The following is a 14,805-nucleotide window of genomic DNA, read 5'->3' as shown; positions in this document are numbered from 1 at the left end:
TGCATCATGCTGACACACAACATATCTCAGTCGTGCCTCGTTTAACTGCTGACGCAACCGCTGAATGTCTTCCTCCCGCCAGGGCGGCTTGATCCTGGAGCCACCAGAATAGATCGCAAACAGATCTGCATCTTCGAGATCCATTTCTTCATACCAGAACTGCAGGGCAGCTCTGATCAACATGATTTCTTGTCTCTGTATCATATCGCTCCTTTCTTAAGAACTTGGAAAATGGACCAAGTAAGACCTACAGTTTGGTAACAAATAGACGCCCTGAAACAGCCTTCGAGGAGACTCTTCCAGGGCGTTCAAAACTATCTGTACCGATCACTGATAGTTAAGGATATTTCCTTCATGTATTCTGACGCGGAAACTGGTGAAATTTAGATATTCATACGCAACGCGGAAATGATGCTCAGAGAACGTAGCGTCTGGTCGCGTTTAGCGTTGATTCGACATTGCGTGCTTAGGCAAGGCACTTACCCCTTAGTGGCACCATAAGTATGCTTGCATATCACAAAATAATTTGTATACTATTAAAATGACTTCAAAAGCCCTCATAGCGTGGATTGGCAATACTGACCTCAGGGCGTCGCGTGGGGAATCTCGGGACGGTGCCGGGCCTATTGCGAATGCGGTTACGAAGCGTGAGTTCGACGAGCTCCACCTGCTATCGGATCACAAAGCCGCTGATTCCAAGTCGTTTATGAAGTGGCTCAAAAAAGAGACCGGCACCCAAGCCAAAGTCTGGCCGGTGGAGCTGACCGGCCCAACCCGATTTGATGAGATCTACGAAGGGGCAATTGGCGTCTTGAAGACGCTGGAAAAAGAAGACATCGATCGTCATCGCACGTTTCATGTCAGTCCCGGGACGCCAGCGATGGGCGCCGTGTGGGTGCTGCTCGCCAAAACACAATTCCCAGCAGAGTTGATTGAATCGTCGAAGGAAGAAGGGGTCAGGACGATCTCGATTCCGTTTGAGATCGCGGCGGACTACATCCCAATGCGAGACATCGAAGGCGACGAGGAAATTAGGCGACTCACACAGGGACTACCGCCGGAAGCTCCAGAGTTCACGGAGATCATTCACCGCTGCCAGGTAATGAAAACAGTGATCGCACAGGCCCGGCGTGTTGCAGTCGAAGATGTGCCATTGTTAATTCAGGGCGAATCAGGGACAGGTAAAGAGCTGTTTGCACGAGCGATCCACGCGTCCAGTCTGAGAGCAGGCAAGCCGTTCGTTGAGGTAAATTGTGGTGCGATCCCAGCCGAATTAGTCGAATCCGAGTTCTTCGGCCACAAGAAAGGTGCGTTCACAGGAGCAAGTGAAAACAAAGTTGGATACCTGGAGACCGCTAACGGTGGCACGCTATTTCTTGACGAGATCGGTGAATTACCGTTGGCAGCACAGGTAAAACTATTGCGTGCGTTGCAGGAGAAGAAGATCACGCGCGTGGGTGAAGCAAAAAGCAAGAGCGTCGACTTTCGTGTTATTGCAGCAACCAATCGGATTTTGCTGGATGAAGTCGCAGCGGAGCGGTTTCGGGAAGATCTTTTTCACCGGCTTGCGGTCGGCGTTCTGAACCTTCCGCCGCTCCGGGAACGCCCGAATGATCTCAATCTTCTGATTGACTACTTTCTAGATCGAATCAATGTTGACCGTACCGCCAGTCCCGGCTGGGAACACAAGAAACTTTCTGCGGGTGCAAGAAATCTTCTGAACCAACATCCGTGGCCGGGCAACATTCGAGAATTATCTAATACGCTTTGCCGAGCCGCTATTTGGTCTGGTGGAATGAATATCGGAACCGAGCAAATTCGCAATTCGTTGTTCCCCGTCAAGCGTGCTTTGCCGGGATATGACTCGATCCTCAACCGCAGTCTGGGTAACGACTTGGATCTGACTGAACTGATCGGCGAAGTGGCTCGCCACTACCTGTCTCGAGCATATGACGAGGCGGACAAAAACAAGTCAGCGGCATGCAAGCTTGTGGGGCTTCCGAACTATCAGACGTTCACAAACTGGATGAAGAAATATGGAGTGAAATCGTAATGGCACGCTCGTTGCTTTTAGGGGATTTGTCGAAAACGAATTTCCAAACCAGAAGTAACAACGCCAAGGACAACGTCATGCAAGAAGTCACACTCAACAACTCGAACGGAAGCAACGGCCCTCACTTCAAGGTCGAAGGTGATTCATCGCACCTGCATAGCCGCATGACGCTTGAATTGATCGTCACTGACCCGGATGTCTGTTCCGAGCTGCGTGTCCATGAAACGGATGACGAACGGAACCGATACGCGTTGGCCGCCCTGCGAATCGGAATTCACGCTATGCGTCAAGCAGCCGGCGTCATTGATGCGACCTCTGTGCGAGACGAAGTATCGCAGATGTTGAGTTCGCTTCGTGAGGTATTGGCGGAGCACTCTGTTCAATGCACAGGCGGCATTTCTAACTCGCTAAAGGGATACTTCGATCCCGAGTCTGGCCAGCTGACGCAGCGGTTGGATCGTCTCGTGAAACGTGACGGCGAATTGGATGAACTTCTCAATCGCCACCTCGGCGAAGATTCGTCAACAGTCGCTCAGACACTCGCAGCGCATGTCGGAGACCAAAGTCCATTGTTCAAGATGCTGTCTCCCGAACAGGCCAATGGCTTGCTCGCTTCGTTGAAAGAGGTGATCGGGCTGGCCCTTCAGTCGCAGCGTGACCAAATCGTGAAGAACTTCTCGTTGGACGACAAAACGTCCGCATTGTCACGTCTCCTCTCCGAGGTCACCGACGCCAATGGAAAGCTGCGGAAAGGTCTGGCTGACGACGTCGCCGAGGTCCGCAACGAATTCTCGCTGGATAACGAGGAAGGTGCGCTCACACGTCTTGTCAATCGGGTCGAGAAAGCCCAGGAACAAATCTCGGATCAGTTCTCGCAGGATAATGAAGACTCTGCAATGTCGCGGATGGCGAAGCTGCTTGAAACCGTCAATGGCACTGTCAAAGGCAGCCTCACACTTGACGATGAGGCTTCGCCTCTCTCATTACTGCGACGCCAGTTGCTGGATGTGATCGGCCAGATCGAGAAGTCAAACACTGAATTCCACACCGAGATTCGTGAAACCGTCGCGACGCTGAAGGCTCGTAAGCTAGAGAAGGCTCGTGGCACACGTCACGGAGACGATTTCCAGGATGCAGTCGGAGAATATGTCGAAGCAGATGCTCGGAATCGAGGCGACGTTTGCGAACGCACCACCAATACGGTCGGACGCATTCCGCGTAGCAAGACGGGTGATTTCGTGCTGACGATGGGACCAGAATCGGTCACAGCCGGCGGTGCTATTGCCATCGAGGCCAAGCAGGAACAGGGATACGACCTCAAGTCGGTCCTGGAAGAGATCGGCAAGGCTCGCACAAACCGTGATGCCGAGGTGGGAATCTTCGTGCTCTCGAAGCTCGTTGCACCAGAGGAAATGGAGCCACTGACCCGATACGGAAACGACATCGTAGTTGTGTGGGATGCGGAAGACTGCATGACCGATGTTGTGCTCGCTTCAGCATTGTCGTTGGCTCGTGCTCTGGTGGCTCGTCGCGGCGTTGTTGACAAGGAACGCGCCGCCGATCTGACCGAGTTGGACAAGGCCATGCAACGGATCGCCAAGGACGCCTCCGGGCTGGCCGAGATCATCACGTGGTCAGGAACGATCACCAATAACGGAACGAAGATTCGCGACAAGGCAGAGCGATTGAAACAGGACTTGGAAAATCAGGTCGAGCGACTGGACGAACATCTCGGGCGTCTTCGTACTGAACCAACGATGAGCGCCTAAACGGGAACGCAAAGTATGCCATTGAACGAAAAAGAAACCTGCAAGCAACTGATCGAACCCAAGCTCGAACTATTGGGCTGGGACGTCGAGGGGCAGCTGCGCATTGGTCCCGGTCGCGTGAACTTCAGCGGCGACAGTGCGGACTCGATGTATGATCCCACTCAGGCGATCATTGCAGATTATCTTTTGCGTTACCGTGGCGTCCCCTTGGCGATTCTGGAGGCCAAAGCAGAGTCGGAAGATTCCGAAGATGCGATGCAGCAAGGGTCGCGGTATGCTGACCGGCTGATGATTCGATATTCCATCGCGACCAACGGGCACGATTGGATTCTGACCGACAACGAAACCGGCAAATACGAATCGCTTCCTGGTCCGCCATCGCCTCAGGACATCGTCGACCGCATGGGGGTGACGATCGACTGGGATCGCTGGGAGGGAGCGTTCGCTGCTAACTTCCATGTCGATCAGGTGACTCGGAAAAAGACTCGCCCCTATCAGGAAATGGCGATCGCCCAGAGTCTCTGGGAGTTCGCGCAAGGCCGCGACCGTGTTTTGCTGTTGATGGCCACCGGGACCGGCAAGACGTTCACTGTCTTTCAGCTCATTTGGAAGCTGATGAATGGCGGGGCACTCAATCGGCAACATGTCCTGTTTTTGACGGACCGCAACAGCCTGAAAGATCAAGCATACCGTGCCTTCAACGCGTTCGATGCCAACGAGCGTGTCACCATCGACAAAGCGACCGTTGCTGATGGCAAGCACCAAGTCGGCAAGTTGTTCTTCGCCAACTACCAGAACCTCGATGAAGACCTGGACGGAAAGAAGGTTTATCAACATTACGATCCCGACTTTTTTGATCTTGTCATCATCGACGAGTGTCACCGCAGCGGGTTCGGCGACTGGTTCGGAGTGCTGGAGCACTTTGGCACAGCATTGCAGCTCGGTCTGACCGCCACGCCGCGTGACTTGGAGGAATCCAAGCGACCGCTCACGCCCGAGGAGCAGCGCCGCGACACGTATCACTACTTCGGCGAGCCGATCTTCACGTACAGCTTGAAGCGGGCGATCGACGACGGGTATCTCGTGCCGTACCTGCTCGAAGAACGCGTTACCAACATCGACGAAGATGGCTACACAGCCGAAGATGGCAAGCGGTACGACACGAAGAACTTTGAGCGTGACATCGTGATCCCCAATCGCACCAAGGCCATCGCCGCCGACTTGTGGGAAGTCTTCGGCAAGTACGATCTGCGTGACGAGAAAACCATCGTCTTCTGTGTGAACGACACACACGCGTCATTGATGGCAGCGGAACTGCGTCGGCTTTCCGGCGACACCAACTACGCCGCTCGCATCACGCGATCAGAACGCAACAGCCATCAGCTGGAACGAAACTTTGCCGTTGTCGGCAGCGGGAAACCCCGCGTTGCCTGCACGGTCGATCTGTTGACCACCGGCTTTGACGCCCCGGACGTCAAGAACGTCGTCTTCGTGCGTCCGCTCAAAAGTGCCATCCTATACAAGCAGATGAAGGGGCGCGGTACGCGGCTCTGCGAAGACGTCAACAAGCGATACTTCACGATCTTCGACTACTCTGGGGCCAGCGCTCTGGAAGATGCCGAGTTCGATGGCCACCCCGCGAACAAGCAGAAAGGGACGCTCTCCAAGTCCAAGCCGTCAAAGAAAAAAGGCAAAGGCGACGACGAGCCGGAAACACCGAAGCCGGTTGCCGAGAACGTGCATGTCGTCATGTCGACGACCAACCGCAGCATCTCGTTTGGCGACGGACAGTGGATGCCGTTCGAGGAATACGCCGAGAAGTCGAAGGAATTCATCCAGACGGTCTCCAGCAAAGACATCGGTCAACTGCTGTCCATCTGGATCGACAAGAAAAGCCGCAAGGAACTTCGCGAGGAACTCGGGGATCAGGACATTTATACGTCAGCGTTCCGCCATTATCTGGAGCTGCCAGACACCGACGATGTCGACATCTTGGCCAAGATCGGCTTCGACCTGTTTCAGGTTCCCACACGCAACGATCGGGTGGGCCGTTTTTGGGACGAGGAGAATCCGTGGTACGAATCACAGTTTGGTATGACGCTGCCTCGTGAGCCCGGCGGCATTCAAAGTGGTAGCGGAAATTTCAGCATGGCCGCTGAGGAGAAAGGGGCTTATGGGGCCGGCGACACTTGGAAGATCGACTTCTGGCGGACGGCCCTCGACCACTATTCGCTGTTTGGTATCGACGATCTGGAGCAGGCGCGGACCTACGCTGCTCCCCAGTTTGTCGACCAGTTCGGCAGCTTTCAGTCACTGACCAGCCGCTACGGCGGAGCACAACTTTTGAAATCAGATTTGGAGGAGGTCAAGGAGCACTTGTACGTTCCCATGGCCAATTAGAATGACATCAATGAGTAAATCAAAAACCAATAACGGCAACGGCACTGTCGACAGTCGTCGGCAGGAGGTTCAGCGAATCGTCAAGAATGCTTGCGATCAGCTGAACTCCGAAGGTGTCGATGCCCGTAACTACGTTGAGCAGCTGGCCTGGCTGTTTTTCCTCAAGGCATTCGACGAGGCCGAAACCCGGCGTGAAGAAGAAGCCGCATTCGATGACGCTGGCTATGAACGTCGCCTGTCCGGCAATTTCGCCTGGTCGTCATGGGCGTCCAAGACGGACCATCCCGATGAGATGCTGGAGTTTGTCGACGGCAAGCTGTGGATCAAACTGACCAGTCCCGATCCCAAAAAGGGTTTGGGTGACGATCCGCTGGCCGAACGGTTCCGCCGAGTCTTTGACAACGTCCGCAACTACTGCCGTCGCGGTGCGTCCTTCGCAAGAGTTGTGGCCCAGGTCGACAAGCTGCATTTCAGCAGCGACACCGATGTGCATGTGCTGTCCGAGATTTACGAAGACCTGCTCAAACGTGTTGCGGCAGACAGCGCTGGCTATGCCGGTGAGTTTTACACCCAGCGGCACGTCATTCGAGTGATGGTTGAAGTCGTGAAGCCGCAGATTGGCGACAAAGTTTATGATCCCTGTTTCGGCACTTGTGGCTTTCTCGGGGAAGCCGCCGATTACATGCGCGATCCGCAGCGCAATCTGAGGGCGAAGCAGCTGAGCGGTCGAGACCTGGAGAAGTTGCAGTCCAAGACTTTCTTTGGCCTGGAAATCAAACCGCTGACCTATCTGCTCGGCACGATGAACATGATCCTGCACGGGATCGAGTCGGCCAATCTAGAATTGGGAAACACACTCGAAGTTCACAGCGACAACATCTCAGAAAAGGATCGCTACAACGTCATCCTTTCCAATCCTCCCTACGGTGGAAAGATGGCGTCGGAATTGCAGACTAATTTCCGTGTGCGTTCCAGCGCCACAGAGTGCCTGTTCATGCAACACATTATGCGGAACCTAGCCAAGGGTGGTCGTGCCGCTGTGATCATTCCTGAGGGAGTCCTGTTTCGAGGAGGGAGTGACCAAAAAGTTCGCCAGGAACTGCTCGAAAACTTCAATGTCCACACGATTCTGTCGCTTCCTGCTGGCTGCTTCCTGCCTTACACCGGCGTAAAGACCAATGTTCTGTTCTTTGATCGTCCAGAAACAGAGCCCAAAGCCGGCAAGCTGGCGACGAAGAACGTTTGGTATTACGAGCTGACTAACGACGGTTTTGAACTGAAACAAACGCGTCGTCCTATTGATGGCGATCAACTACCAGACTTCCTGAAGAAGTGGAAGAAGCGGACCAAAAGCGACAACTCTTGGGTCGTGCCAATTGATGAGATCATCGAACGTGGCTACGACCTGTCGGCCAAAAACCAAAACCGTAAGAACAACATCGAGCATCGCCCCGCTCTCGAATTGGTTCAGTCGGTTCGAGCAAAGGAAGAACGGATCATGGATTTGCTGGGCGAGCTTGAGCAGGTCCTGGAGGTTGGAGAATGACTATGGGTAACCTGGTGCCGATTGGCGATCTGCTGCTAACCGATTTCGACGGAGCTTGGGGCGACGACCCAACCGACGAATCGGGCACACCAGTGATCCGCAGCACCGATATGAGACGTGGTAGGCTCACGCTTCAGAGCGCGGAGCGTAGGGCGATATCGCCCAGTGTTTTGGAAAAGAAGCGTTTGCGTGGTGGAGATATCTTAGTCACGAAGTCTAGTGGAAGCGCGCATCTTGTCGGAGCGAGTGTGCTTTTTACAGGATCAGGTGTCGAAGATTATGTCTGCTCAAATTTCACCCGGTGCCTCCGCCCCAATCCAGAAAGCGTTGTACCTGAATACTTGTACTTCGGGCTCCAGTCTCCTCAGTTTAAAGAGCAAGTATTCGGTGCCCAGAGAACAACGTCAGGACTTCGGAATCTGAAAATTACGGAGTTCAAGTCAGGAGAACTACCTGTACCCGAGCTCGACGAGCAGCGGCGGATAGTTCACCGGATCTATGAATGTCTCAGCTGTGTCGATGAAATTGAAAAGCTGCGAGATGAGCAGTTAGACGAAGCCGCAAAACTACCCGATGCTCTGATTGATGCACTCATTGATGAGGCATGGGAAAAGTTTCCAATTGGCGAATTGGCATCAGAAGTGCGAAATGGATGGTCAGGGAAGGAGAAGCAAGATACCGAGCCTGTGCGGGTGTTGAAGTTATCTTGCGTCCACAATCGTCACATCGACGTAAGCAAGTCAAAAACGGTGTGTTTACCGTTAGCCACTGCCGCTGACTTCCTCATCAAGCGCAATGATGTGTTCGTTGTTCGCGGTAACGGTTCTGCTCATCTCGTTGGACGATCGGCAATTTCTGACCAAGACGAAGAAGCTGTGATCTTCAATGATCTTCTGATTCGTCTTCGTTTTCACGAGAACGTGCTGCCAGCATTTGTGAATGTTGTTTTCCATTCAAGATCGGTACGTGAACAAATTCTTGCAACGGCGAAAACCGCAGCCGGTATTTGGAAGATCAATCAAAAGCATTTGTCTGCCTTGCAGATTCCAGTTCCTTCACTCCCAGTTCAAGAATCACTTATCGAGACTGCTTCTTACGTACTTCGTGCGGCCAGGACGCTAGCGGATGAAATTCATCAGTCTGAGAGCCAAAGTCTTCGTAGTTCAATCCTTCACAAAGCCTTCTCAGGAGAGCTGTAATCAACGTGGCTGATGTGTCGTCCCACAATGCGATCTGGCAGATGCTCGACCGAGTACGTGCCAACTCCTCGATCTCGAACAGCGAGTTCGGCGTGGCACTCGCTGCGCTGATCTTCCTCCGTTGGGCCGACTTCGAGGAAGCCGAACGGGAAGCCATCGCCGCATTCGATGACGTCGACTACGAACCGGTGCTACCAACCAAGTTCCACTGGCGTTCCTGGTGCAACATCCACGATCCCTGTGAGCTGGAACACATCTTCCGGGAACTCCCTTCGGCACTCGATCGTTTAGCAAATTCCCGCCACGACGCAATGGCCACCCAACTCCACCGCGTCGCCCTCGCCGTCGAAAAGCTGACTCGATTTCCCGCCGGCACTCTCGCTCACCTCATCCACTGGCTCGCCGACCAACCCTTCGAGACACCCAAAGACCGGCGAGCTCTCCGCGATGTTTTGGACTTTGTATTACAGAACACCTACGACAAGTTCGCAGGGCAGTTCTTTACTCCCATTCAGATCGCCGCCTTGATGGTGGAACTCGCCAAACCCAAATCTGGCGAATCAGTTTACGATCCGTGCTTTGGCTCCGCCGGGCTGCTGACCGCAGCTCTGGAGATCGTAGAACATCGTGATCACGTTCGACTGGGCGATGCGACGTACACTTCCGGCAAACAGCCCTTGCATCTTGCTGGCGTCGAAATCAACCCCGATGCGTACGTCATCGGCATGACACGGCTCGTGCTTTCCGGTGTCAATGACCCGCAAATCGAACTGGGCAATAGCCTGGAGCGTGTACCGTCGAATAATCCCAGCTCCGAAGGCTTCGACATCGTCCTGGCGAACCCTCCCTGGGGCGTGAAGGTTGAGCTTTACGGGTTGGATCACTACCCAATTCCAATCAAGGACTCATCCTCGCTGTTTCTGCAACATGCAATCTCGCAACTTCGACCTGGCGGCCGGGGCGTGGTTGTCGTTCCGCCAAGCCTGTTGTTTCGGTCCGGTCGCGAACAACAACTTCGCGAATGGCTGCTCCACGAGAACACCGTTGAGGCAGTGATTTCGATTCCGCGAGGCGCATTCTCGCCCCATACCTCGATCGAAACCTGCCTGCTGCTGTTTCGTCGTGGAGGCACGACAAAATCGGTGCGGATGGTCAACGCCGTGTCGATCTTTGAGAAAGCCGCCAAAACCCAGATCGCGGCGGCTCCGTTTGTTATGGCTACACAACTGGGCCATCACGTTCGTTCACCCGAGCCGGGCCGTGAATGGTGGGATGTTGACGTCGAGGACTTGACAGAACTCGACTACGACCTCACTCCCAAACGGCGAGACCGAAGTGGCCTCGAACTCATTCTGGATTCGCTCCCGAAGGAAGCGGAAATACGGCTGTTGAAAGATTGCTGCACGGTCACGACCGGTCGCAGCATCCGGTCGAGCGACCTGACGCAGTCTCCGCCCAAGTCAAACTACGAACCATCAAGCCAGACCCTGTTCCCGGATGTGGAACGATCAGAGATCAATCCGCAACGTCCATTTGAGTTTGCAGATACCCCGATTCCCTACATTCGCATCAGAGATGTTGAAAAGGGACATGCAACGCGCGGTTCCTCGTGGTTGATGCCGACTGTCGCTTCGACCATCGAACCGAAATGGAAACTCCGAGCAGGCGACATCCTACTTTCCAAGTCTGGAACGATTGGTAAAGCTGGGATCGTTCGCAACGGCGCGGTGGGGGCGATTGCGGCCAACGGGTTCTTCGTCATTCGAGTGAAAGAAGGGACGATTGATCCGCACTACCTGCTGGCCTATCTGCAAAGCACCGAGGCCAATGCCTGGCTGGAAGACCGCGCACGCGGAGCGGCGGCGAAACATCTTTCAGTCGCGTCAATTAAAGAACTTCCGATAGCGTTGCCGCCACTTCAGGTTCAGCAGCGAACCGCTGAGCAGCGCCGGAAATTTGATGTCGACGCGCTGACCTATCTGTCTGAGTTGCTCACCGAAGATGACTCGGATTCCATAGCGTCTGAGCTGAACGACTGGGTGTCGCGGAATCTCAAACGCGTCGAAAGCTACGAAGGTGATCCGGCCAGCCAGAATGTATTGGAACTGCTCGAAGAAGTCGCTGACTCACGATGTCCGATCAACACCTGCAAGGAGTGCAAGCATCCATATTATCTGGACTATGCAACGAACTATCTCGAACCACCCACGGACTACTCAGAAGGCATTGCAACCCACTGCCTCGAATGCTGGTTGGGACTCGAAGCCAGAGGAGATCATGTTGACTGTTTTGGGGACGAGACACCGATCGGACCGTGGGCAGTTGAGTTCAGAGGAGTGACGAAGCCTCTTGCTGGTGTGTCGAGCATTCCTGATCCGACTGCCCTTGTCAGCGTGCTTCAGCGAGTCGCGTCAAACGTGCGCGACACTGCGACGCTTATTGATGGAAACCTGCCGAATCAGGAACGAGCGAGACTCCTGACTGGTCGAGTCGTCACCCTCATTAACCGATATACCCAGGCGCTGCTCGAAGACGCCAAGCTGGCGGTCGATGTCGTTGCCTCGACCGAGGATCACTTTGGTGCAATCGACATTCGTCTCGAAATCGAAAACCGAGGCCGAGTACCCGTTCGCGACGTCAGGTTCTCCATGTACCCGCCTATGGACGAGGTCGAACCAGGCACGATCCCATTCATGCAGCCTGGGCAACGCTATGAAGTTCACTTTGAGGGACAAAACCAGCGTCTTTCTGACGAGATCAGGATCGCTGAAATGTGGACCGATCCAGCCTGGTCACTCAACTGGACAGCCCGCGATCTTGCTGGGGATTCCGTTGAAGGCTCGCGCGACCTGAGTATCGACATTCGTCACGACTGCAACGAGTCGGAATCAGGGGCGGAAGTGCTCGGAGAATTAGACAGTAGCCCCTACGTCTGCGGCGATCCGGTAACTCGCGAACGACAGGACGTGTTCTTTGGTAGGGATGACTTGCTCAGTCAAATCAAACGACAAGTGTCACAAACCGGCAACGTCGTTTTGCTGGAAGGGAATCGCCGAGCTGGAAAATCGTCGGTGCTTTGGCACCTTGAAGGTGCAAATGCAGTACCCGGATGGCTGGGAGTTTATTGCAGCTTGCAAGGCACAGAGGGCGACAGTTCGGGGGGCATACCCACCGCCGAAGTGTTTCGAGGTATTGCGTATGAGATCGTGCAAAGCGTTCGCAAGCTGAACGGCTCCGCCATGTTACCTGATGGCTCTATACTTGACGGTGAACGGCGGTTGGGGATTGCGAGATCATTGCATCAGGGGATCAGCGAGGAAAGCCCGTTTCAGGATTTCCGTGAATACCTTGAACTGGTCCTTGAGACGCTTGCGCAACAACAGCTTGGCCTGCTGTTGATGTTAGATGAGTTCGATAAATTGCAGGAGGGTATCGACAAAGGTGTCACGTCTCCGCAGGTACCCGAAAACATCCGCTTCCTCGTACAGTCCTATCCAAAGTTCTCTGCAATGCTGACGGGGTCACGCCGCCTGAAGCGAATGCGGCAGGAATACTGGTCCGCCTTGTTCGGTTTGGGTACTCGGCTCGGCGTATCAGCATTGCCGCTGGAAGCAGCAGTTCGTTTGATCACTGAGCCAGTTGCCGGTCGATTGTCGTACTCCAAGTCGGCTGTCAACAGAGCACAAGCGCTGACGGCCGGACAGCCTTACTTGTTGCAATGTCTGTGCAACCGTGTATTCGACATTGCAGCGAGAACAGGAGTCCGCTTGATCACCGTGGACCACGTCAACGACGCGGCCGACGCGTTGGTTGAGGATAATGAACACTTTGCCAGCCTCTGGGATTATACCGAGTTTGATCGAAGGCGATTCCTGCTTTACCTGCTGCACCGCGAGGAGAGCGGCACAGACCCCATGCGTCTCGGTGTGATCGAAGCAAAGCTGGAAGAAGCAGGGGTGGAACTTCGCGAGGAAATCGTGATCGCAGACCTTGAATATCTGCGAGAGCTAGAGCTGGTCGATCTGCATGGTGAGTCAACGGTCGCGTATTACACCCTGACGATTCCCATGATGGGGCAGTGGCTGGACTCGCAACAGGATTTTGAAATTCTCCGTAGCCGTGCCCGTGCCGAAGCGGAAGACATCAGCGGAAAACTCAGCGAGTCGACACTGCTTCAAGATGAAATCGAAGACCTCGAAGACTCAATGGATATAGACGATGAGTGACACACACTTTCCCATACTGAGCACAGACGAAATTCCAATGATCGGGCGGCAGGCTCTGCTGGACGGGATTTGGGGAAAGCTGACGAAAGCATCCCCCGACAATCTGTCGATCGTTGGGCCAAGGCACATCGGCAAAACAGTCCTCCTGAATGCCTTAGTTGATCGGGCGAAGAAGGATGACTCACCGTATTCGCTAGTGATCTATTGGCAACTCGGGTACGCACCGCCGCAATCTGACGATGAGTTCATTGAGCAACTCTGCGACCTGCTGTATTCCGCTATGGGCTCAGATACGAGCACTTACGCGGAGGCGAGGAGTGAAATTGAAAAGGCACGTGCGAGTGATGAAGGCGTCTCTCTGATGCTTCTCCGCGAAATTATGGAGGATATTCAAAACTATCTTGAACAGTCCGTACTCATAATTTGGGACGGCTTTGACAAGCCGCTGAGTCAGGGCCGATTGACGGGAACCTTGTTCGGAAACCTTCGCGATCTAATTCACAATAAACGCCATCGACTTGTAACCGCAACTAGGCAATCGCAAACCGAACTCGCAAGGAGTATTGATGTAGAAGATAGCCCTTTCTGGGAAATGTTTGGAACTAACTTCGTTCGCATTGGCCCGTTCGACAATTGTGACCTTGACGCCGCAGTTGACGCAGCCTCAATCAGCATCAGTCAAGGTGGAAGAACCGAGTTGAGCAACTGGACAGGAGGGAACCCGGTTCTGCTGTTCTCAGTTCTGAACTCACTGGTGAGCTCTCAACAAAATGAGTACGACCACAAAAAGGTCAACGAGGTCGCCAGCAACATGGCGTCAGCACTATCTGACTTCTTGGACAGACTATGGGATGACTTTGGCTCAGCTACCAAGAATGCATTTCATCTGATCGTCGAGAACGGTGGGGGCGTTGACAATGATCGGATTGGCAAAGAAGAAGCACGCAATCTGCTTGCCCGAGGCTTTGCAGTTCGTGACGATGGAAAGATCAGATCGTCCTGTCGTATGTTGGAGCAACATGTTCGTGGCTCAAAACCGGACAGAAGTACATTGGAGCGCATGTTCGGAACCTGGCACGCTTATCGTACTGAGATACGGTCAATTCTTGAACTGAGAATCAAACAAATCCGTCAAGTAAATGCTCGGTTACATAGGCTCGTCAAACGCTGTCTCGATGACATCCCGGATTACCCAGACGACTGCCTCAATAATCTCACCAGCATTGAGGAAGTCGCTTTGGACGCTGTTTGGCAGCACGAACTTGATGGTGGGAACGCTGTTCCTCAGGACGTCATCTCGTACTGGACGCAACATCCACGCGACGGCGACAACATCATAGAAGGAATGATGAACGCCAACGACTGGAATCTCCCACGAGACCGCTTCAAGCAGCTCGCGATCCTTCAGCGACTGACGGGCAGCAAGATGCACTTCGATCCCAAGTCGAAATCTGTCTCCAAGGACACCTACGTGTTACTGAACGCGATCCACCAATTTCGGAATCGCAGCGAACACGCCGAAGGCCAGTCAATCCACGAAGGAGTAGCCGTGTCAGCCCTGCTGCTCTGTATCGAATTACTGAGCTGCTTAGAAAGGGAGCTGGGGTAGTCC

The 14,805-nt window shown here is 53.9% G+C and carries 7 protein-coding genes and 1 pseudogene; 7 read left to right on the top strand and 1 reads right to left on the bottom strand.

Annotated features, from left to right (window positions below; all coding sequences use genetic code 11):
* Positions 1-204, bottom strand: a pseudogene (locus AACZ40_RS06980) (hypothetical protein); the annotation flags it as partial.
* Between the two features lie 502 nt (positions 205-706).
* Here AACZ40_RS06980 and AACZ40_RS06975 point away from each other — a divergent pair.
* Genes AACZ40_RS06975 through AACZ40_RS06945 form a run of 7 tightly spaced genes read left to right on the top strand, consistent with a single transcriptional unit; the run spans position 707 to position 14,802 of the window.
* The gene (locus AACZ40_RS06975) at positions 707-2,053 is read left to right on the top strand and encodes a sigma 54-interacting transcriptional regulator (RefSeq protein WP_291173994.1); all 1,347 of its coding nucleotides are present in this window, start codon (positions 707-709) and stop codon (positions 2,051-2,053) included.
* Complete coding sequence (locus tag AACZ40_RS06970; RefSeq protein WP_291173996.1) at positions 2,053-3,822, top strand: hypothetical protein; 1,770 nt, start codon at positions 2,053-2,055, stop codon at positions 3,820-3,822. Before AACZ40_RS06975 ends, AACZ40_RS06970 begins: the two co-directional genes overlap by 1 nt.
* Before the next feature lie 15 nt (positions 3,823-3,837).
* Positions 3,838-6,222, top strand: coding sequence for a DEAD/DEAH box helicase family protein (locus AACZ40_RS06965; RefSeq protein WP_291173998.1), 2,385 nt, complete (start codon positions 3,838-3,840; stop codon positions 6,220-6,222).
* Positions 6,223-6,232: 10 nt separating this feature from the next.
* Positions 6,233-7,768, top strand: coding sequence for an N-6 DNA methylase (locus AACZ40_RS06960; RefSeq protein WP_291174000.1), 1,536 nt, complete (start codon positions 6,233-6,235; stop codon positions 7,766-7,768).
* On the top strand, positions 7,765-8,967 hold the full coding sequence (locus AACZ40_RS06955) for a restriction endonuclease subunit S (protein ID WP_291174002.1): 1,203 nt from the start codon (positions 7,765-7,767) through the stop codon (positions 8,965-8,967). The genes AACZ40_RS06960 and AACZ40_RS06955 overlap by 4 nt, the downstream gene beginning before the upstream one ends.
* 5 nt (positions 8,968-8,972) lie before the next feature.
* Entirely contained in the window at positions 8,973-13,193 is a 4,221-nt protein-coding gene (locus AACZ40_RS06950; protein ID WP_291174004.1) for an N-6 DNA methylase, read from the top strand.
* Complete coding sequence (locus AACZ40_RS06945) at positions 13,186-14,802, top strand: AAA-like domain-containing protein (protein ID WP_291174006.1); 1,617 nt, start codon at positions 13,186-13,188, stop codon at positions 14,800-14,802. Before AACZ40_RS06950 ends, AACZ40_RS06945 begins: the two co-directional genes overlap by 8 nt.
* Positions 14,803-14,805: the final 3 nt, after the last annotated feature.

It is taken from the genome of uncultured Gimesia sp. (assembly GCF_963972345.1).
Lineage (GTDB): Bacteria > Planctomycetota > Planctomycetia > Planctomycetales > Planctomycetaceae > Gimesia.
The sequence above is the reverse complement of the archived record's forward strand: the minus strand, read 5'-3'. Positions and strand labels throughout refer to the sequence as shown.